This window comes from Emticicia sp. CRIBPO, assembly GCF_009905725.1.
Taxonomy (GTDB): Bacteria; Bacteroidota; Bacteroidia; order Cytophagales; family Spirosomataceae; genus Leadbetterella.
Map to the genome: position 1 here is coordinate 247,573 of NZ_JAAAKV010000005.1, position 22,069 is coordinate 269,641.

Genomic DNA, 22,069 nt, shown 5'->3' on the forward strand with positions numbered 1-22,069 from the left:
GGTATGAAAAGGGTAGTCATATATCGTCGCTTGTTCAGTATCCACAAATGGCTTGGGTTGGTCACCGGCTTCTTCTTACTTCTGATCGGTTTGAGCGGCTCCGTGTTGGTCTTTAAAGAAGAACTGGAATCGGCTATTTACAGTGATTACACCAAGGTAAATCCCAAGGGAAAGATGATGTCTCTCGACAGCATTTATAAAATGATTACAGATAAATATCCTCACCTGGATGGTCTGGCCTGGGTAAACCCGGCGGCACCTCCCACCCATTCTTATCAGTTCAGGCTTTATCTCAATGACGAGCGGCTTTCTTCCTACGATCTCGGGACCATAAACATCGATCAGTACACAGGAAAGATCATTCGCTCAGGTCGCAGCGACGACCTGGAGGTGGGTTGGATCGAATGGATTTACCAGTTTCATTTTTCCCTTCATCTCGGCACTCCGGGAGCTGCACTGACGGCTGTTTTCGGCCTGGCGATGCTGACTTCTATCCTGACCGGGATCATGGTTTACCGGAAATTCATCTGGAAGGTTCTGTTATTTAAAGTACGGATCAGAACACATAACTGGCGGATATTTTCTTCGCAGCTTCACCGTGTGGTGGGGGTGTGGTCTTTGCTGTTTAACATCCTGATATTTTTTACGGGTTTCTGGATGAACTTATTTGCTTTTGAACCTGAGAGCTGGAAAAAGGAGACGTTACCAACCCCTCAGAATACACTTCTGAAAATTTCTCCGGAGCATATGTATCATGAAGCCCTGAGCAAGTTGCCCGGCCTTGTCCCGGCGTATGTTTATCTGCCTACGCAGCCAGACAAAAAATTCAGTGTAAGAGGCCGCTTCAAAGACCAGAATTCACTGTTCGCAGAAGGAAACAGTATTACGATGGACCCTCAAACCGGAGAAGTATCAGCAGTAACCCGTTTTGAAGACCTGCCGTTTTGGGATAAAGCGGAAGCCCTGGTATTCCCGCTTCATATCGGCAATTACGGAGGAGTGCCCGTGAGGATTCTTTATGTGATCATTGGTTTAACTCCCGGCCTGCTGGGCATTACGGGGTTTTTAATGTGGCGGCGTAGAAAAACCAGATGATTTTTCTTGATATTCAAGTGTAGTCTCTTGAATATCAATTATTTTTAATACAAGCTACCATGTATTGCATAGTAAATTGTAAATGCCTATATTTGTATATGTTCAACATAAAATAATCAATACAAATGAAAAAGCTTCATTTACTTTCAGCCATGTTATTAACTACGGCAATCAGTTATGGTCAATGTGACCAGGCTGTGGTTTTGAAATCTTCCAAAACAGAGTACCTCAATGGCAGCGGTGTTGTGGAACGCTCAGTGGATGAATACAGCACAGTTGAGATCACCAAAACACAGGTGTTTATCTCGCCAGGCAGCGGAGATGCGATGAACGGAACGATTAAATCTGTTTCCAGCTGTCAGTGGACTACACCCTACCAGGAAGGCAAATCAGTAATAAAGGCAGACTTTACTAACCCTGAGGGAGGAATCATGCATGCTACGATGACCATCGAAGGCATAGGTGGAAAGCTTGGATTTACCATGGAAGTTGAAGAAATCCCGAACATGAAAATCAGGATCAGCCTGGTGTCTTTTACGGAAAAGAAATAGCTTTGTACTGAGTCAATTAATATAGCACTGAAAAGCCATCTGAGAAGGTGGCTTTTTTTGAAGTCTTCAAAAATGTTTGAGTTTTTATAGAAACGAGCTACCTGAATTACTGCCCTAGTCTTTTTCCTATATGTCCTATCTGCTCTGCAGTTAAGTTGTCTGAGGTGATGTCACCGGTTTTGCTGTCAATATAAAAATCGGGCTCAATATCCGGATACATTTCTTTTGCAATCCCGTCGATTTTTTTAATCAGTAGTCCTTCTACCTTGGAATGGGGTTTCTTGGACATTTTCCCGATACATGACGTCATAGTTTGTGTTAGTTTAAAGGTGTTTCAATTTAAGGAAAAGATCGTATAATAATGAAAAGAAAATTAAAGAGCGGACTAGTTTTTAATGTCTGAATCTTTAAGTCTTCATTCAAATAGCTTACGTTATCAAATAGAAAAAGGTTGCTAAGCATGTTTTGTTTCCGGCCGGAGCAACGTAGGTTAGACTCAAATCTTTGATCAGGGTTTATTGGTAAAGAAAATAAGCGTCATTTTTTTACTGAAATTTTCTATAAATGGCTGATTATAGCCTGTTCATCTCTTCAAAATTAACATATAAAGAAAAAAATCACGCAATCGCTTTGAAATACAAAGTACTTTTATTTAACTTTGTTGTACAAAGTACTTTTAGTGAACCGGTTGAATATCACTGACTTACGGGTACTATGAAAAAGCTATTTTTTTATAACATTATGATATGGAAAGATCGGTGGGTTATAAGCCGGATGGTCGCTGATAAAAATCTTATTTGAAATATTTAAAAACAATTAATAACTTAAAAGTCAATTTATTATGTCACGAGGTAATCATTTAACAATGCAGTCCATTAATGCAGTTTCACTGACCAAAAATGTGCTGGTAGGAGCCGGAATTGCTCTGGCAGCCATAATTTTTTTTCTGCTTCAGGTTAAACACCCGAACCCGGAATGGGGGCAGTTCTGGATGGTCAGACCAATGATCATTGTTCCTCTGGCCGGAGCAACAGGCGGGGCGTGTTTTTATTTCCTTAATAATGCTTTCAGCGAAAAAGGCTGGAGAAAGACGCTGGCCTTCATTGTAAGTGTAATAGTATACGTGGTCGGTTTCTGGATGGGTTTTGTTTTAGGACTGGCCGGTACTTTGTGGAATTGACCATTTTAGTTATTTAAGAGGTTAAGTTAAAAAAAAATATAAAGACTCATGAAAGACGAAATATTGGCCCATCTGAATGACCCCGGGCAACTTGAAAAGATATACAGGACCAATAAGTTGGCCTTTAAACGGGAGTTCAGAACACTTTATCCGGAGCTTAAAGGTAAAGGAGTTGCTGATTTCTGGAATGAAAGACTCAGCTACGAAAGTGATGAGATCAGCTGGGGCACAGGCACAGACTTATGGTTGCTGGTGCTAGCTTCACTCCTGGCAGGTCTTATCGCAAAAGTGCCGGATATTTTTGGTATAGATCAAGAGTATTTTTATCCCAGGAACATCGGTTTTGTCGTTTTTCCGTTGTTGACGGCTTATTTTGCCTGGAAGAATAAATTATCAACCGGCAAAATTGCCTTTATAGTCGTGGCTACTCTGGCAGGTCTGATCTTTATCAATGTTCTTCCTGATAACAAGAAAAGCGACACCCTGGTTTTGTCCTGTATTCATCTGCCTTTATTTCTGTGGTCGGTCCTGGGTTTTGCTTTTGTCGGTAAGGTAAAGAACAGTGAAGAAAACCGGCTTGGTTTTTTAAAATATAATGGCGATCTCGTGGTCATGACCACCCTTATCCTGATAGCAGGGGGTATCATGACAGGCATAACCATTGGTTTGTTCTCCCTCATCGGGTTTAATATTGAAGAGTTTTATTTTGAGAATATCGGGATTTTCGGGCTCGCCGCAGCCCCTCTTGTGGGTACATATCTTACCCGGACCAATCCGCAGCTGGTAGGCAAGGTTTCTCCGGTCATTGCCAGGCTGTTCAGTCCCCTGGTGCTGGTGATGCTGGTCAGCTATCTTGTGGCAATAGCCTATTCAGGGAAAGACCCTTATAATGACCGGGAGTTCTTAATGCTTTTTAACGCTTTGCTGATCGGGGTTATGGCCATTATCTTCTTTTCTGTGGCCGAAGTTTCAAAAACCTCGAAAAATAGCCTGCAGATATGGGTGCTTTTCCTGTTGTCTGCCGTAACGATCGTTGTGAATAGTGTTGCACTTTCTGCTATCCTGTTCCGGGTTTCCGAATGGGGACTTACACCCAACAGGCTGGCAGTGCTGGGCGGAAACGTATTGTTTCTGATCAACCTCTTCCTGGTAACCTTCCAGTTGTTCCGGGTACTTTCAAAGAAAGCCGACATTACGCGTGTCTGGAAAGCCATTGCCTCTTACCTACCCGTTTATTTTATCTGGACGATCATCGTTGTTTTTATATTTCCGCTGATGTTTGGGTTTAAGTGAGAGGGGGGAATAGTGATACTGATGTACCAAAAAGAAAAAGCCACCTTTTCAGGTGGCTTTTTTACGTAGCGGGAGAAGTGCTACAACCTGCTTAATCTTATCCCTCTCCAAATCTTGTCAAAATGACGTCATCTGTGCAATTTTAATGCTATATCTGGTGATTTTGTACACCCTCACCATTAAGCTAAAGATAATAGGTCGTTTAAAACCTGGATGCAAGATTAAGTTTAACCTCTAAACTTTGTGCCCTTATTTCAACTCATCGAAAAACATGGACTGAAGCAATCTGATCGTACAGCTAATAAAAAATGATTTTGAATTATTTAATGTGTATGTAGTTTCAGTATGTTGTCTAAAATTGGTTTTTAATTTTCTGAAGATTCTTCATATGTAACATTTTTAAAAAAAACACCTCTTTTTTTTAAAAATACAAATTACACTGTAAGTGTAACTGGTTGATTATAAGTGTATTTGTGCTTGATTGAGATTGATCTGAAATTTAATTCTTTTGACACTATTTCGAAAAAAGAACAGTAAATACCGTGATAAGTTTGTTGAAAAATGATTCAATTATTTATGACAAACAAAAAGGTTTTTTTCTGGGCTTTTACTGTAGCTCTTGGTGGTTTTTTATTTGGATTTGATACCGCTGTCATATCCGGTGCTGAGAAATCCATTCAACAACTGTGGAGTTTGAATACCTTCGAGCACGGTCTTACCGTCTCCATTGCATTAATAGGTACAGTAGTAGGATCCTTAACTGGAGCAATACCATCCGATCGTTTTGGCCGAAAGGCCACCTTATTTGCTGTAGCTGTTCTTTATCTGGTTTCTTCAGTCGGTACAGCCATGGCCACTGACTGGGTTACTTTTCTGCTCTTCCGCTTTCTTGGCGGAATAGGAGTTGGTATTTCATCTGTTGCTGCCCCACTTTACATTTCAGAGATTTCCCCTGCCCGTTCAAGAGGGAGGTTAGTGGCCATGTTTCAGTTTAATGTAGTATTCGGGATACTGGTTGCTTATCTGTCCAACTATTTGTTGGTTGGATTTGGGGAGAATGATTGGCGTTGGATGCTTGGTGTTCAGGCATTTCCATCTGTAGTTTTCTTAGTGGCCATATTATTTGTTCCTGAAAGTCCAAGGTGGTTGATCACAAACAAGGGTGAATTTAAAGAAGCACAAAGAATATTGTCAGTAGCCAATGATGAGTCTGAAGCGAAGAAAATCCTGTCTGACATTCTTTTGTCCGCTGAATCTTCCTCAAAAGAAGGTGGAAAACCATCGATATTTTCTACACAATATAAACTTCCGGTCTTACTTGCCTTACTATTTGCATTTTTTAACCAGGTTTCAGGAATCAATGCGATCATTTATTACGCCCCAAGAATTTTTGAGATGGCCGGATTGGGTAAAAGCTCGGCATTGCTTTCTTCTGCAGGCATTGGCTTGATCAATTTCTGCTTCACTTTATTGGCCATTAACCTTATTGATCGTTTTGGTAGAAGAACGCTAATGTTTATCGGATCATTTGGATTAATTATTACTTTAGGTTTGGTGGCTTGGGCTTTTTACTCAGGTAACCTTGGCGGCTATTCTGTACCTATATACTTATTTGTGTATATAGCTTTCTTCGCACTCTCTCAAGGAGCAGTTATCTGGGTGTTCATCTCAGAGATATTTCCTAATCAGGTAAGGGCGGCAGGCCAGTCAATGGGAAGTTTCATGCACTGGTTACTGGCGGCCATTATTGCTTTCACTTTTCCTTACTTCACTGAAACACTCGGAGGGGGTAATACTTTTATGATTTTTTGCGGCATGATGATCCTTCAATTACTCTTCGTCTGGAAAATGATGCCTGAGACCAAGGGTACTTCACTTGAGCAAATTGAAAAAACATTGATTATACATTAAACACATAAAAATGGTAACTAAAATTACGGTTTTTGGAGAGGTCTTATGGGACGTTCTTCCTTCAAGCAAACTAGCGGGGGGAGCTCCCATGAATGTAGCAGCACATTTGAATCGCTATGGTCTGGATGTGGCATTCGTCAGCCGGGTTGGAAGTGATGATCTTGGACGTGATCTGATCGGATATATGGAAAATAATGGCCTTAGTACCCGGTGGGTTCAGATAGGACAAACACATCTTACGGGAGTGGCCAAGGCCAATATATCTGATAATCATGAAGTCACCTACAAAATACTTCATCCCGTTGCCTGGGATTACATCCAATTTGACAAGCACGCTTTAGCGGCTGTAAGCGGCAGTGACTTCTTCATTTATGGAACGCTTGCTTCCCGTGATGAAATGACTCGTAGCACCTTACTTCAATATTTGGCACAAGCTCGTCTGAAAATATTTGATGTCAATCTGAGGCCCCCTCATTACACTTCTGATGGTGTGATTGAACTGCTTAAATATGCCGATGTGGTCAAAATGAATGAAAGTGAGGTGAAAGAAATCTGTAGCTGGTTTGCCACATACCAGGATATACCTCATGCTATGGAATTCATAAAAGAGAGATTTGACCTTAAATCAGTCATAGTAACATGTGGAGGTGATGGAGCTATGGTACTTACTGAACATGGTCAACTGTTCAGGCATCCTGGATTTGAAGTGGAAGTGGAAGATACCATTGGTAGCGGAGATGCTTTCCTGGCTGCATTCCTTTATCGGATAAACCAGGGTGAACAGGTGAACTCTGCTCTTGAATTTGCTTGTGGTGCAGGAGCAATCGTTGCTTCAAAGGCTGGGGCATTGCCCGCCTTTTCGGAGGAAGATATCGCCCTTATGATTAGCTCCAGGAACATTAATGTTTTAAAATGATTAATTAGAATAACGCTAAAACGACTATCAGATGAAAAGAAAATTACTTTGGATAATGCTGATCTTCTCAGTTGTCCAATCCTTACAGGCACAGACCAAATCCGTGATTAACGGTACGGTCAAAGCTTCAGATGGCCAAATACTCCCAGGTGTGAGTATTTCAGAAAAGGGCACCTCTAACGGGGTAATCACCGGTGTATCCGGGACATATTCTATTTCAGTTTCGCCAAAAGCTATTTTGGTTTTTTCCTATATTGGAATGAAAACTGCTGAGGTAGAAACCGGTTCCTCAACGGTCATTAACATGACTTTGCAGGCAGATTCTAAAAGTCTGAATGAGATTGTGGTGGTAGGTTACACTTCTTCAAAGAAAGAGGATTTAACAGGGGCTATTGCTGTTGTGGATTTGGCCCCGGTTCGAAACATCAGTTCTGGTAATCCTATGCAATCTCTTCAGGGAAGAGTTCCGGGTCTGTATATAGAAAAGACCGGATCACCGAATGGTAATAATTCCAGGATATTGATTCGCGGAGCCAATACGCTTGGCAATACAGACCCTCTCTACATTATTGACGGAATGCCTACCAAACGTCCTGAAGTATTGCAGAGCCTTAATCCAAACTCCATTGAAACCATACAGGTTCTCAAAGACGCTTCTGCCTCTTCCATATATGGTTCAAGAGCTTCAAATGGAGTGGTTATCGTAACTACGAAGAATGGTGCTAATGGCAATGGAAAAATCAATGTAGACTTTAATACCAGTATATCCTCTCAATCAGAAAAGTACCAGCGATTTAAGATGCTCAACGCTGTTGACAGAGGAGGGGCTCTCTGGCAAGCGTCTATCAATGATGGGGTCAATCCAGAAGATGGTTATGGGGCACTATATGCTTTTGACTGGAATAAAGACTTTAAGAATCCCGTATTAAATAATGTTTCTGTGAAACCTTTTGTTGGGGGAAATCAGAATATGCCGGCGGGAGATACAGACTGGCAGAGTGTCATGTATAAAACAGGAGTTGTAACCAACAATGACCTGACAATCTCAGGAGGTTCAAAAACCTCATCCCTGCAAATTAATCTCGGGTACTATAAAAATACCGGAATGCTCAGATATTCCGGGTATGAGAAATTCAGTGGCCGGATCAACGCCTTAACAAGCACATTTAACGGTAAGTTAAAGATGGGAGCCAACATACAGTTAGCATCTTCTAATGAAACACTGGCGGCTTCAGATATTGGAGGAGCTCTCACTCCGGGTTTGGCTGTTACCCTTGCTCCAACCATTCCGGTTTATGCTGCTGACGGTAGTTGGGGAGGAGCTATAGGGTCGGGTTATTCAGATCGCAATAATCCGCTTCACATGCAATATATAAATAGATGGGATAATGCCAACAGGCTTACACTTTTCGGAAATGTTTTTGCAGAAGTCGAATTAGCAAAAGACTTAACTTTCAGATCAAGTGTCGGTGCTGATAATGCAGCATTTTACTTTAAAAATATAGAACAAGCATTTGAAGAAGGTTCATTCGGACGAACTAACAATAGTCTGACGATAGATCAGAATAAATTTTTAAGCCTTACCTGGTCGAATACTCTTACTTATGGTTTGACCTTGGGGAACCACCGCCTCAAGTTTTTAGGGGGTGTGGAAGCCATAAAAAATGATCTCCGATTTGAATTGGCAAAGAAAGAGGGCTTCGCTGTCCAAAATGAGGATTATTTTGTGCTAAGTTCAGGCACAGGTAATACCAATGTATCAGGAACGGGTTCAGGAAGCAGGCTTTTATCACAATTTGGAAGAGTCGACTACGGATTTTCAGACAAATACCTGCTTGCCCTGACCGTAAGAAGGGACGGTTCTTCGCGATTTGGATCAGAAAACAGGTTTGGGATTTTTCCGGCAGCATCGGCCGGTTGGAGAATAGACAAGGAAAACTTCTTCAAAAAGACCAAGCTGGTCAGTAACCTTAAAATAAGAGCTGGGGTCGGCCGGGTTGGAAACCAGGAAATAGGCGACCTCGCCCGTTTTGGTCTGTATGATACCAGGTATGGTGCAAGACAGTCCCAATATCCAAATGGGCATGATGGTTTTTTTGACCAGTTTTATAATATAGGAACAGCTTACGATCTGAATGGCGTTAATACAGGAATCTTACCTTCAGGATTTGTCTCAACGCAAGGTGAAAACCCTAATCTCAAATGGGAAACGACAGATGAGATAAATACCGGTGTTGATTTCGGCTTTTTCGATGGCATTATACAGGGAGCTTTTGATTTCTTTACCAGGAAAACAAGCGATATCCTCATCACCCCTCCTGTAGCTTCAGCAGTAGGCGAAGGTCAACTGAAAGTAGTGAATGGAGCTACAAAAACCAATAAAGGGTTTGAGTTCTCATTGGGATATTATTCCAAGCCCAAAGGAGATTTTACTTATAGCATCTTAACCGGAATAAGCCGTTTCAGGGATAAAATAACTGTTTTGCCTGAAGAAGTTCGTTCTGCTTATGCCGGCAATGCTATTACGACTATCATCGGTCATTCCCAGTTTGATATATTCGGTTACAAAACGTCCGGTCTTTTCCAAAGCCAGACAGAGGTAGATGCCGCTGCAGATCAGGTAGGTGCAGGTCCTGGCAGAATAAGGTATGTGGACACCAATGAGGATGGTAAAATTGACGCCCTGGATCAGGTATTTTTCGGAACTACTTTACCGGCATTTGAGTATAACCTGAGGATAGATGCGGGTTATAGAAATTTCGATCTGTCAGTTTTTGGGTCAGGCATTGCCGGTAGAAAAGGATTTGATATTTATACCTTCTACAATAATTTCATCAGGGGACGAGATAATGTCGGACCCGGAGTATTTGATGCCTGGTCGGCAAAGAATACCGGGTCGTCAATTCCTACTTTGTCACTTTCAGATGTAAATGGGGAAACCAGAACCTCTGATTATTTCATGGTAAATACCTCCTATTTTAAATTAAGGAATGTTCAGTTGGGTTATACGCTTAATCCGGACCTGGTGAAAAAAGCAGGATTAAAAAGACTCAGAGTTTACGCCATGGCAGAAAACCTGTTTCTGATTAAATCCCCGAGTTTCTCGGGCCCCGATCCGGAAAGAACAGATATTAATGCTATTCCAATACCAAGGACATTTACTGCCGGAGTTAATGTGTCATTCTAAATCTTAAAGCTAAAAAAAATGAAAAACAGATATATAAATATTGCTGCAATTGCCGGAGTTTTATTGATAACGTCGTCATGTAAAGATTTTCTGGAATATCAGCCCAAAGGGCTTTTATCCTCTGAAAGTATAAAGTCAGCTGCCGGAGCTGAAGCCTTATCTACTGCGGCCTATGCCGGGATAGGAAATGATGATATGATAGGCCCCATGACGAGTATGTGGGTATATGGCAGTGTACGTTCAGACGACAGCTACAAAGGAGGAGGTGGTGTTTCTGATGTAGCCGATATAGATTTTTATGAACACTATAACCTTACTCGCCCTGATCAGGGACTAATGCACCGTTTTACCTGGGAAAACTTTTACAAGGCCATTTCAAGAACTAATACGGCAATAAGAAGTCTGAATGCTCTCAATGACACTGAATTCCCGTTAAAAAAGACCCGTCTGGCAGAAATGAGGTTTTTGAGAGGACATTCCCATTTTATGCTGAAGATGCTATTTAAGAATATTCCGTACATTGACGAAACCCTTTCTTCTGAAGACATTCTCAAAGAGTCTAATGTGAAATACAAAACTGACGAATTGTGGAATGTAATTGCTAAGGACTTCCAATTTGCTATCGACAACCTGCCTGTTTCACAGCCACAAATCGGGCGTGCCAATAAATTATCAGCATCGGCTTATTTGGCAAAGTTGAGGTTATTTCAGGCTTATGAGCAAAATGAAAGCCATAAAGTGATCAATATCAATAAAGCCAGGTTGCAGGAAGTTGTCAACCTTACTCAGGAGGTCATTAAATCAGGAAAATATAAACTTCAGCCTGATTTTGCTGAAAACTTCATTGCTGAAACTGAAAACGGGCCTGAATCAGTTTTTGCCATTCAGTATTCCATCAACGACGGAACTTCGGTTGGACGCTTAAGTTATGTTACCGGCCTCAATTATCCGCACGGAGCACCGCAATACGGATGTTGTGGTTTTCATCAGCCAAGTCAGACCTTAGTAAATGCCTTCAAAACTGATAGTAATGGATTTCCTGCATTTAACAATTTCAATGATAAAAATGTAGATTTTAATGTTGATACAGTTGATCCAAGAGTTGACCATACTGTAGGGATTGATGGCCATGTTTATAAATATGATGCGTCAAAACCTTTCAGTAATAGTTGGGTACGTGACCCGGGGGTTTACGGCTTCTTTCACTCCATGAAAGAGCAGCAACTGGCCACCAGTTCTTCATATCACAAAGAAGGACCGTTCATTGGCTCATCAAAAAACATAGATATTATCAGGTATGATGATGTATTACTGATGCAGGCAGAAGCCTATATTGAATTAGGTCAACAGGAAATGGCCAGGCCCTTGATCAATCAGATAAGGAAACGAGCTGCAGAGAGTACGGGCAGGCTCAAGAAAACGGACGGCACATTTGCTTCTAAATATAACATTCGTGAATATGAAGCCACCGGATGGACACAAGAGTTCGCCAGGAAAGCCTTACAATGGGAAAGAAGGCTGGAGTTCGCGACCGAAAGCCCTCGTTTCTTCGATCTTGTGAGATGGGGTATCGCAGAACAAACCCTCAATCAATATCTCGAAAAGGAAAAAACAAGAAGGCCCTATCTTTCAACAGCCAAATTTAGTGCCGGAAGGGATGAGTATCTGCCGATTCCTCAACGTGAAATCAGTTTCACTAAAGGATTATATCAACAGAATCCAGGTTATTAATAATTGACTTCTGATCCCGGTAAGTTTTGTAACTCTACCGGGATCAAATACCATTTAATCTTAATATTATGAACAATAAACTATTTGCTCTCATCTTTTTGTCAGGAATTATCTTTTTCAATACAATAATGGCACAAGATAGGAACGAACAATACAGACCGGAGTTTCATTTTTCGCCAAAATCAAACTGGATGAATGATCCTAATGGGATGGTATATTTTAATGGTAAATATCACCTTTTTTTTCAACATAATCCCAATAGCTCAAAATGGGGACCCATGCATTGGGGGCATGCGATAAGTAAAGATCTTGTAAGCTGGGAAGAACAAAAAATTGCTTTAGCCCCGGACAGCCTTGGTGCTATTTTTTCAGGCAGTGCTGTAGTGGATAAAAATAATTCAGCCGGTTTTGGGGAAAATGCTCTGGTCGCCATTTTTACACACCATAACAGTGCAATTGAAAAAGAAGGAACCGGACTTCATCAGTATCAAAGCATTGCTTACAGTAATGATGAAGGGAAAACATGGACCAAGTATAAGGGAAACCCGGTGCTTCCCAATCCGGGAATTGAAGATTTCAGAGATCCCAAAGTAATGTGGCATGAGCCCTCTCAGCAATGGGTTATGACGCTCGCTACAAAACAGACGATTACTTTTTATGGCTCAACTAATTTGAAATCATGGAATAAGCTGAGTGAGTTTGGTGAAGGGTATGGAGCTCATGGCGGGGTTTGGGAATGTCCTGACCTGATTAGTTTTGATCATGACGGAGAAAAGTTTTGGGTACTTCTTGTAAGTATTAATCCGGGCGGGCCGAGTGGAGGATCAGCTACTCAATATTTTGTTGGGCATTTCGATGGAAAGACTTTCAAGCCATTAGAAAATAAAACCAAATGGGTTGACTATGGAGCGGATAATTATGCCGGGGTCACCTGGTCAAATACAGGTAATAAAAGATTGTTCATCGGTTGGATGAACAACTGGAACTATGCCAATATCATTCCCACTCAGAATTGGCGGGGTGCAGCAACCGTAGCCCGAGAACTTCAGCTTCAAAAAATTGACGGGGAATTTTTCCTCTCTTCAAACCCGGTCCCGGAATTCGAGAAATTAGTCTCCCCTCTTGCCACATTCAGCAATCATAAGTTGAAAGGGCAACTTGATTTATCAAAAAATATCCAAAAAACGGATGGAGTTTTTAAGCTTGAATTGGTTCTAAAGGAAACACGTGACTTTTCTATCGTACTGGCAAATGAAGCAGGCAATGAGCTTTTAGTCGGGTATGATAAGAAATCGGATAACTATTACATTGATAGGACAAAATCCGGCAAAGTAAATTTTGAGCCGGGATTTGCTGCACGCCATAGTGGGCCGAGAATAGCTAAGACCAGGGAGATTTCATTAACACTCCTGGTTGATGCCGGATCTGTCGAACTCTTTGCTGATGACGGACTCACTGTTATGACCGATCTGTTCTTTTCTGAAAAGAAAATGAATAAATTATATATCAGATCAGTGTCTGGTATAACGATAACCCAATTAAAGTACTCTGATGTGCAAAAGAAGTGAAATGAGTAAATAACCTTTTCTATCTATGAGCTCCTGGGTTAGATGATATTACTAATAATCAGTAGTTGACTTAAACCGACTTTAATTAGTGGGATAGCGAAAAAATGCAGGTACAATACCTGCTTTTTTTCCGTTTAAACTCAAAAATAGAATTATATTTATAATAAAAATAAAAAAGTTGATAAGGTTAGTGGCATGATGGATATGCGTAAATTTTACTACCTGCAAATTGAAAAAATTCTATCCGTTTTATGGATGGTAGTTTTGCTTTGTGGATGCTCTCAGAATAATAAAGAAAGATATACTATCGGATTTTCGCAATGTACTGGTGACGATGAGTGGAGGAAAGCCATGCTTGATGATATGAAACGAGAATTGGCATTCTATTCTGATACCAGGTTGATTTTTAAAGACGCAAACGCCAATAGCAATACGCAGATTAAGCAAATACGAGAATTGCTTAATAATGGTATAGATTTGCTTATCGTTTCACCTAATGAAGCTGAACCTGTTACACCAGTAATTGAGGAAGCATTCAAAAAAGGAATCCCGGTGGTAGTTGTTGACAGGCGAACTTCATCATCTTATTACACAGCCTATGTCGGAGGAGATAATTATCAGGTAGGAAAAGCTGCCGGTCAGTATATTGCTGCTTTGCTTAACAAAAAAGGAAAAATAATTGAAATAACCGGGCTTCCTAAATCTTCCCCGGCCAATGACCGTCACCGGGGTCTCAAAGAAGCTATTAAACCCTATCCTGAAATTACCTTGGTGGAAACCCTGAATGGTGAATGGGAGAAAAAACAAGCCAAGGAACAATTGTCAAAAGTAATTCATTTATACCCTGACCTTGATCTTATTTTTGCACAAAATGAGGTAATGGCTCTGGGAGCTCATGAGGTATGTATGCAGCAATTTCCCGGACGCCAGATTAAAATTGTTGGGGTTGACGGACTGCCCGGAGCGTTTGGGGACATCCAAATGGTTTATGATAAATTGATCACGGCAACAGCATTATATCCTACAGGTGGAGAAGAAGCTGTCCGGGTAGCCATGAACATTCTCAGGAAACAACCCTTTCAAAGAGAGAATTTGTTGCAAACTGCTATTATAGATTCTTCTAATGTCAGAATGATCAAAATGCAGACAGACAAGCTTCTGGACCAGCAAAAAGATATTGAAAGACAACAAAGCAGAATTGATGAACAGCTGAGGATTTACAAAACCCAGAAAGTTCTTCTCTATTTAATGACTGGCTTACTTGTGGCTGCAATCATTTTAGGGTCGATTGCTTTGTACTCACTTGTTGAGAACAAAAAGATAAACAAAGAATTGAAAGCCCAAAGTGATGAAATTCTAAGACAAAGGAATCAGATACAGGAGATTGCGGAAAAGGCACAAGAAGCTACAGAATCTAAGTTCAGGTTTTTTACCAATATCTCGCATGAATTCAGGACCCCTCTTACCCTTATTATTGGTCCGGTCGAAGACCTTCTGAATCAGAGGAAAGATGAAAATCAGGTTAGAAAAAACCTGGTCCTCATTCAACGAAATGCTCAAAGGCTCCTTAGGCTGGTCAATCAATTGATGGATTTCAGAAAAGTGGAAAGCGGAAAAATAAGAATCCAGGCCAGGTTGATAGATCTGAACAGTTTTTTGAAAGACATCATGGAGCCTTTTGAATTTACTGCTAAGAGGAGAAAGATAGATTTCAGGCTTATTTCCAGGTTTTCTGCTCTGGAGGTTTGGTTTGACGAAGATATGTTGGACAAAGTATTGTTTAATTTACTTTCCAATGCTTTTAAATATACAGAGGATCATGGAAGGATTTATTTGTTTCTGGAGCAAACACCTGGGTTTGTTTTGATTAAAGTGGAAGATAATGGCTCGGGAATGAGTGAAAGCGACGCCCTCAGAGCATTTGAGATGTTCTATCAAGGTGGTAATGCTGTAAGAGGTACAGGGCTTGGATTACCTTTGTCAAGGGAACTTGTAGAGCTGCATCAAGGAACCATTGATGTTAAAAGCAAGCTAAATGAGGGTACAATTTTCACCGTGAGCATTCCATCGGGTAAGGATCATTTAAATCCGGAAGATATCGTGATAGAAGATCGCGGATTAAGGCTTGGTTACATTAATAAACCCATCATTGATACAGAAGATAATGCAGGTGTGAGCTTCGGAAAGCTGGCTGGAGCTGAAGCTCCATCGGTTTTGATCATCGAAGATGACGATGATCTCAGAGGGTTCCTTTATGAGCTGTTGAAAGGGAAGTTTCAGATAATAATGGCATCAGATGGAAGATCGGGACTTGAGAAGTGTTTTGATACAGCTCCGGATCTTGTGGTATGTGACATTATGTTACCGGAAATGGATGGATTAAAAATCACCTCAACTTTGAAAGGTGATTTGAGAACCTCTCATATCCCAGTTATGCTTTTAACCGCCAAAAACAGTGTCGAGCAACAGGTGGAAGGTATGCACACAGGGGCAGATTTATATTTAACCAAGCCTTTCAGTTCGCAACTCCTGATAGAAAGTATTTCCAGCTTATTGATCAATCGTAAAATTCTCAGGTCCTGGAATGTGAGTAATGCCCCCTCCGAAACCCCCGGTAATTTATCGCGTCTGGATAAAAAATTTCTGAATGATTTAAAGGCAGCAATTCTTTCAGGTATTTCTGATCCTGATTTAAGTGTTGAGGCCTTAGGACGTGAATTAGGTCTGTCCAGGGTCCAGTTATTCAGAAAAGCAAAAGCATTATTAGGGTGTGGCATAAATGATATGATTCTTAATATGAGACTTGAAAAGGCGTGTGTCTTACTTAATGATTCAGAACTCTCTATTGCAGAAGTAGCTGATAGGGTTGGATTTGCTACCCAAAGCTATTTTTCCACGGTTTTCAAAGCAAAGTACGGGACATCCCCGAAAGATTTCAAAGGGTCTGTGCGTTAATTGCTTAAGACATTGGTTATGGGGGGAGTTATTAAATAATCTGTTAAGCCAGATGGTAAGAGTATTTTGATAAGTTCTGATTCTGCTGTCGATTTAATCCCTCGTTTTTCGCACAAGGAAATCAAATTTTTATGCGTCCCACAAGTTTTTGGCTTGATCCTCCTTGATCCCTTGTTGCAATGAATTTGTTGTACCAAACAAAAAAGCAGCTACGTTTTTTATTCGTAACTGCTTAATAATATGTGTAGCGGGAGCAGGACTCGAACCTGCGACCTTTGGGTTATGAGCCCAACGAGCTGCCAACTGCTCCATCCCGCGATATTGGACTGCAAAGGTAGTGCATTTTTTTTGAAAAACAAGTACCTTTGTAAAAAAAGATAGGATCGGCACTGTCAGAGATGTTTTAAATGATTGCAAATGAGAGATAAGTTGTTCATAGTCATTGGATTATATCTCGTGTTTGGTCTTGTCGGCATAAAAAAAATAAAATCGTGGAAATTACAGAAAATCATAAAGCGGGGTTCATCAGTATTGTGGGCAAGCCGAATGTAGGGAAATCGACCCTGATGAATGAACTCGTAGGAGAAAAACTTTCAATCATTACTTCCAAAGCACAGACCACCCGTCACCGGATCATGGGGATTGTGAACGGGGTGATGGAAGACGTGCCATTTCAGCTGGTGTACTCAGATACACCGGGTATCATCAAACCGATGTACGAATTGCACAACGCCATGATGGAGTTTGTGCACGGCTCGTTGGAGGATGGAGATGTGATCCTGTTTGTGACCGATATCTTTGAAAAGTATGACGAAGAAGATGCGATCGATCGTCTGAAAAAAACTGACTCTCCGATTATCCTGATCATCAACAAAACCGACCTGGCTACGCCGGAACAGATAGAGGAGAAAATTGCCCATTGGAAATCAGTATTCAACCCGGCGGAAATCAGGACCATTTCGGCCCTGAAAAAAGAAGGGGTAGAGGAGCTTTTGCCGCTGATAGTGAAGTACCTGCCGCAGCATCCGCCGTATTTTCCGAAAGATGAGCTGACCGATAAACCGGAGCGTTTTTTTGCAGCGGAGATCATCCGGGAACGTATCCTGATGAATTACAAAAAGGAGATTCCTTACAGCTGCGAAGTGGTGATTACGTCATTTAAGGAGAGTGATGATATAATACGAATATCCTCAGAAATTTATGTGGAAAGGGCTACACAAAGAGCCATTTTGCTGGGCCATAAAGGTGAAAGGATGAAGAAGGTCGGCACCGAGGCCAGGCTGGAAATGGAGAAGTTTTTTGCCAAGAAAATCTTCCTCGAACAATACATCAAAGTAGAACCCGACTGGCGTCAGAAAAAAGCCAAAGTGGAAGGATTCGGGTATTGATCAGTCAGTTAACTTAATAAGTAAAAAGACGGTAAAGGGTGGTTAACCTTTTGGGAAGATATTTCCTTTCACCGTCTTTGCATATATGAATACTTGTTATTGATCAAACCGATCTCTAAATCAATAATTCAGAAATCGCAAATACCATCTTGTGCCTTGAAAACGTGCTTATATCCTAAAAATTAATGAAGTCTGTCTATTCTTTTTTCTTCTTTTTTCTTTTTTCTTTTTTTTCGCATTCCATTTGCAGTCAGGGGGCTGTAAGCCGGATTACGTTCATTCCGAAAGTCCTGAAAGCCGAGGTGGTTGGAATTCAGGATGGAGATACCATTGAGCTGAAAGTGGTTTATGACGGTAAAGGAGCCAGAAATCGTCAGGGAAAAAACCTGAGGATCAGGTTGCTTCATGTCGATTGCCCCGAAAGAGGTTTTCCGCTTTGGAAACAGGCCAAGCAAACTACATCGGACCTTTGCTTCAGAAAAGTGGTGAAGGTGATGAATACCGGCTCGTTTGACCGCTACGGAAGATTGCTGGGAGAGGTACACTTGCCGGACGGCAAAGTACTGAACAAAGAACTGGTCAAAACCGGAATGGCCGTACATTTTAAGAAATATTCGGGCGACAGGGAATATGCGGCTTTGGAAGTCAAAGCGAGGCAGCAGAAGCTCGGTGTCTGGAAACTGTAATCATTTATTCAAAAATATAATTGTATGTCTAAGAAACTGATCCTCGTAACTGGTCTGATGTTAGGTGCATGGCATCTGGTATCGGCTCAAGAAAATGCCCCGGTTGATAAAAAAGCAACTGCAGAAACCAGGGCTCTCTACAAAAACCTGAAGAAACTTTCAGAAAAACATATCATTTTTGGGCATCAGCATGCTACCGAGTACGGGCATGGATGGTCCGGTGACCAGGACCGTTCTGATGTCAAATCGGTAACAGGATCTCATCCGGGTGTGATCGGGGTTGATCTCAGTGGTTTTTCGGGAATCAGCCCGGAGGCCATTGAAGCGAATAAGAAGAACCTCAGAAAAAATGTGGCCGATACTTATAACCGGGGAGGCATTACAACAGTGGCCTGGCACTTTTCCAATCCTGTTTCAAAAGGAGGTTTTTACTGGAAAGATTCGGTTTCTTTACCTGCTGTGAAATATCTTATTCCTGGTGGTGAGGCCCATGAAAAATACAAGGAAATATTGAAAGGAATAGGAGAGTGGGCTAAGTCGGTCAAAGGAGCGGATGGAAAACTCGTACCGATGATTTTCAGGCCCTATCATGAGTTCGATGGTGACTGGTTCTGGTGGGGCAAGTCGCATTGTACGAAGGAAGAATTTATATTGCTCTGGAAATTTACCGTTTCTTATCTCAGGGATGAACTGGGCGTTCACAATTTCATTTATGCCTTTTCACCGGACAATAAATTCAAAACAGAAGAGCAGTTTCTGGACAGATACCCTGGTGACGAATGGGTAGATATGGTCGGAATGGACAATTACGGAGACTTTGGCCGTGACAACCGCTATAACCTGGAAGCCGGTGTGTTGAAACTGAAGATCGTTTCAGATTATGCTAAAAAAGCAGGTAAGCTGGCTGCATTTACCGAAACAGGGCTGGAGTCTATTCCCAACAACACCTGGTGGACAGAAACCCTGCTCAAAACCCTTAAAAATAATGATCTTCAGCTGTCTTATGTACTGGTCTGGAGAAATGACGTTCGCAGCCCGACTCACTTTTATGCCCCCTATCCGGGCCACACGAGCGTGCCGGATTTCCTGAAGTTCTATGACGATGAGTTTACCTTGTTCGAAAAAGACCTTAAAAAGGTATACAAATAAGCAGCCCGGCTTTACATAAATAGAAGCCTTCAGGCCTATGCCCCTCATTAATCTGCCCTGGCCTTTAGGTCGGGGCTCATGGCATTTTTAATAGTACATTTTAATCTTCTTATTGATCTGACAGAACTTTCCGGCCTCAAAAGCCCCTTCTACTCTAAATTTATCGGACACAGACTATCATTATTCGTAGAATAAATTCTATTTTTACTTTTATTCAACCATAAAAAATCATGAACAGGCGAAATCTGTTAAAAAGCTTCCTTACTGCCTCGGGCGGTCTGGTAGTACTCCCTTCCTGGGCTAATCTGTGGGATCAGTCCGGAATACATGCCGATCTTTTTTCAACCGGCGAAAAAGAGCTTCTGAAGGCCATTGTCGAAACCATTATTCCTGATTCTCAGGACATCCCCGGAGCCAAGGCTTTGGGCGTGGATGTTTTCCTGGAGAAACAGATCCAGGATTGTTTCGAAAAAGAGGTGCAGGACTCAGTCACTTCAAATCTGAAGTCTCTCGAAAAGTATGCCCAGGCTGGCTACGGAAAGAGCTTCGTGGCCTGCAATGCATATCAGCGGGAAAATCTACTTGAAAAATTCGAAAAGTCGGCGGATAAATCAGAAGCTGAATTTTTCAAGCTGATCAAGGCAGAAACGATCAGAGGCTATACTACCTCTGAATATGTGATGGTTAATCATTTTAACTACAAAGTGGCTCCGGGACATTATCATGGTTGTGTATCTGTAAATGCTTAAGCGATGACCTATTTAAATACCAAAGCCGTCAAAGCCATGACCTATGATGCCATCGTTATAGGCTCAGGGATCAGCGGGGGCTGGTCAGCCAAAGAATTGTGCGACAGAGGCCTTAAAACCCTGGTGCTTGAGCGTGGCCGGGATGTCAACCACATTACGGATTATCCGACAGCCTCCAAGGCTCCCTGGGAGTTTGAATACCGGGGATCGGTACCGCTGGAGAAAAAGAAAGACTTCCAGTTTGCCCGGTTTATGAGAGAAGAAACCATGCACTGGTCAATAACGGATGACGAGCAGCCGATTGTCCAGGAAAAACCTTTCAGATGGGTGAGGGGATACCATACAGGTGGAAAATCGCTGTTGTGGGCAAGGCAAACCCAGCGTTGGAGTGATTTTGACTTTGAAGGCCCTGACCGTGACGGTTTTGCGGTCGACTGGCCGATAAGGTACAAAGACATTGCCCCATGGTACAGTCACGTGGAGAAATTTGCAGGAGTAGCCGGGAACAACGACGGCCTGGATGTTTTGCCGGACGGTGAGCATATGCCGGGATTTGAAATGAGTTGTATTGAAACCCATCTCAAAGAAAGCATGAAGCAACATTATAAAGACAGGCACCTGATCCAGGCCAGGTGTGCCCACCTGACAGACCCGCAGCAGATTCATCTGGACCAGGGCAGGACGCAGTGCCAGAATCAGAAGATGTGTAACAGAGGCTGTATTTACGGGGGTTACTTCAGCAGCAATGCTTCTACGCTGCCCTGGGCTAAAAAGACCGGCAAGATGACGCTCAGGCCTCATTCTGTTGTGCACTCGCTCATTTATGATGAGAAAAAGGGCAGGGCAACGGGGGTGATCGTCATTGATGCTATTACCAGACAGCAGTTGGAATTTCATGCGAAAGTCATTTTTGTGAACGGATCAGCCATGAATTCTGCAGCTATTTTATTGAATTCAACGTCGAACCGCTTTCAGAACGGACTGGGAAATGACAGCGGGATGATGGGAAAATTCATTTCATGGCATAATTACCGGGGTAAATTGTCGGCCCGTTATGAAGGCTTTAAAGACAAGAAAACTTCGGGCGGAAACCCCAGCAATGCCTATATTCCGAGATTCAGGAATGTGTATAAGCAAGAGATGGATTTTCTAAGGGGATATGCTACGGGTATTGGTGGAGGCCGTGGGCTGGCGACGGATACAAAGGGGATTGGTAACAGTCTCAAAGATCATCTTTTAAATCCAAAACTGGGCGACTGGTACATCAGCAGCTGGATGATGGGCGAATGTGTACCCAGGGAAGAAAACCATATCAGGCTTCACAAGGAACTGAAAGATAAATATGGGATTCCACAGCTGGTCTTTTCCTGTGACTGGGACAGCAATGACGACAAAATGGTGAAGGATTATCTCGAACAGATGACGGAGATGTTTACCCTGGCCGGGTTTGTGGATATCAACGGCTCTGATTCGCATTCGGCACCGGGTTCGGATATTCATGAAATGGGAGGGGTGAGAATGGGAAAAGATCCCAGGACTTCCTTGCTGAATGAGTGGAATCAGTTGCATCTTTGTAAAAATGTTTTTGTAACAGACGGAGCTTGTATGACTTCTACAAGCACCCAAAACCCGTCGCTGACTTATATGGCCCTGTCGGCCAGGGCGGCTAATTATGCTGCAGATGAGCTGAAGAAAAAGAATTTGTAAACT

At 42.0% G+C, this 22,069-nt stretch carries 16 protein-coding genes and 1 tRNA gene; 15 read left to right on the forward strand and 2 right to left on the reverse strand.

Annotated features, from left to right (window positions below):
* Window positions 1–3: 3 nt before the first annotated feature.
* Together GVN16_RS12295 and GVN16_RS12300 are read left to right on the forward strand one after the other, a co-directional pair.
* Complete coding sequence (locus GVN16_RS12295) at window positions 4–1,095, forward strand: PepSY domain-containing protein (RefSeq protein WP_166564195.1); 1,092 nt, start codon at window positions 4–6, stop codon at window positions 1,093–1,095.
* A 125-nt stretch (window positions 1,096–1,220) separates the two neighbouring features.
* Window positions 1,221–1,646 carry a hypothetical protein gene (locus tag GVN16_RS12300; RefSeq protein WP_166564196.1) on the forward strand — a complete coding sequence of 142 codons (426 nt, stop codon included), beginning with the start codon at window positions 1,221–1,223 and terminating at the stop codon, window positions 1,644–1,646.
* A 106-nt stretch (window positions 1,647–1,752) separates the two neighbouring features.
* Here the strand turns inward: GVN16_RS12300 and GVN16_RS12305 are convergent, their stop codons facing one another.
* Window positions 1,753–1,956, reverse strand: a complete 204-nt coding sequence (locus GVN16_RS12305) for a hypothetical protein (RefSeq protein WP_166564197.1) — start codon at window positions 1,954–1,956, stop codon at window positions 1,753–1,755.
* Between the two features lie 555 nt (window positions 1,957–2,511).
* On the opposite strand from GVN16_RS12305, the gene GVN16_RS12310 reads away from it, so the two are divergent.
* The 8 genes from GVN16_RS12310 to GVN16_RS12345 all read left to right on the forward strand — a co-directional run bounded on the left by GVN16_RS12310 (window position 2,512) and on the right by GVN16_RS12345 (window position 16,387).
* Window positions 2,512–2,826: a potassium transporter KefB gene (locus GVN16_RS12310; protein WP_229244143.1), complete on the forward strand. Its 315-nt coding sequence runs from the start codon at window positions 2,512–2,514 to the stop codon at window positions 2,824–2,826.
* A 48-nt stretch (window positions 2,827–2,874) separates the two neighbouring features.
* Window positions 2,875–4,119 (forward strand): hypothetical protein, encoded by a 1,245-nt coding sequence (locus GVN16_RS12315; RefSeq protein WP_166564199.1) that lies wholly within the window; start codon window positions 2,875–2,877, stop codon window positions 4,117–4,119.
* Between the two features lie 576 nt (window positions 4,120–4,695).
* Window positions 4,696–6,030 carry a sugar porter family MFS transporter gene (locus GVN16_RS12320; protein WP_166564368.1) on the forward strand — a complete coding sequence of 445 codons (1,335 nt, stop codon included), beginning with the start codon at window positions 4,696–4,698 and terminating at the stop codon, window positions 6,028–6,030.
* 10 nt (window positions 6,031–6,040) lie between these two features.
* Entirely contained in the window at window positions 6,041–6,946 is a 906-nt protein-coding gene (locus GVN16_RS12325; RefSeq protein ID WP_166564200.1) for a carbohydrate kinase, read from the forward strand.
* Between the two features lie 31 nt (window positions 6,947–6,977).
* A complete protein-coding gene (locus tag GVN16_RS12330) occupies window positions 6,978–10,133 on the forward strand; it encodes a TonB-dependent receptor (RefSeq protein ID WP_166564201.1) in 3,156 nt (1,051 codons plus the stop codon).
* An 18-nt stretch (window positions 10,134–10,151) separates the two neighbouring features.
* Window positions 10,152–11,864, forward strand: coding sequence for a RagB/SusD family nutrient uptake outer membrane protein (locus tag GVN16_RS12335; protein ID WP_166564202.1), 1,713 nt, complete (start codon window positions 10,152–10,154; stop codon window positions 11,862–11,864).
* Window positions 11,865–11,932: 68 nt separating this feature from the next.
* On the forward strand, window positions 11,933–13,432 hold the full coding sequence (locus tag GVN16_RS12340; protein ID WP_166564203.1) for a glycoside hydrolase family 32 protein: 1,500 nt from the start codon (window positions 11,933–11,935) through the stop codon (window positions 13,430–13,432).
* Between the two features lie 204 nt (window positions 13,433–13,636).
* Window positions 13,637–16,387, forward strand: a complete 2,751-nt coding sequence (locus tag GVN16_RS12345) for a substrate-binding domain-containing protein (protein WP_166564204.1) — start codon at window positions 13,637–13,639, stop codon at window positions 16,385–16,387.
* 245 nt (window positions 16,388–16,632) lie between these two features.
* Here the strand turns inward: GVN16_RS12345 and GVN16_RS12350 are convergent.
* Window positions 16,633–16,705, reverse strand: a tRNA-Met gene (locus GVN16_RS12350).
* 173 nt (window positions 16,706–16,878) lie between these two features.
* On the opposite strand from GVN16_RS12350, the gene era reads away from it, so the two are divergent.
* The 5 genes from era to GVN16_RS12375 all read left to right on the forward strand — a co-directional run bounded on the left by era (window position 16,879) and on the right by GVN16_RS12375 (window position 22,066).
* Window positions 16,879–17,775, forward strand: a complete 897-nt coding sequence (era, locus tag GVN16_RS12355) for a GTPase Era (protein WP_409013168.1) — start codon at window positions 16,879–16,881, stop codon at window positions 17,773–17,775.
* Between the two features lie 185 nt (window positions 17,776–17,960).
* Window positions 17,961–18,461 carry a thermonuclease family protein gene (locus GVN16_RS12360; protein WP_166564205.1) on the forward strand — a complete coding sequence of 167 codons (501 nt, stop codon included), beginning with the start codon at window positions 17,961–17,963 and terminating at the stop codon, window positions 18,459–18,461.
* Between the two features lie 57 nt (window positions 18,462–18,518).
* Window positions 18,519–19,610, forward strand: coding sequence for a glycoside hydrolase family 26 protein (locus GVN16_RS12365; RefSeq protein WP_166564370.1), 1,092 nt, complete (start codon window positions 18,519–18,521; stop codon window positions 19,608–19,610).
* Window positions 19,611–19,840: 230 nt separating this feature from the next.
* A complete protein-coding gene (locus GVN16_RS12370; RefSeq protein ID WP_166564206.1) occupies window positions 19,841–20,359 on the forward strand; it encodes a gluconate 2-dehydrogenase subunit 3 family protein in 519 nt (172 codons plus the stop codon).
* A gap of 3 nt (window positions 20,360–20,362) precedes the next feature.
* A complete protein-coding gene (locus GVN16_RS12375; protein WP_166564207.1) occupies window positions 20,363–22,066 on the forward strand; it encodes a GMC oxidoreductase in 1,704 nt (567 codons plus the stop codon).
* Window positions 22,067–22,069: the final 3 nt, after the last annotated feature.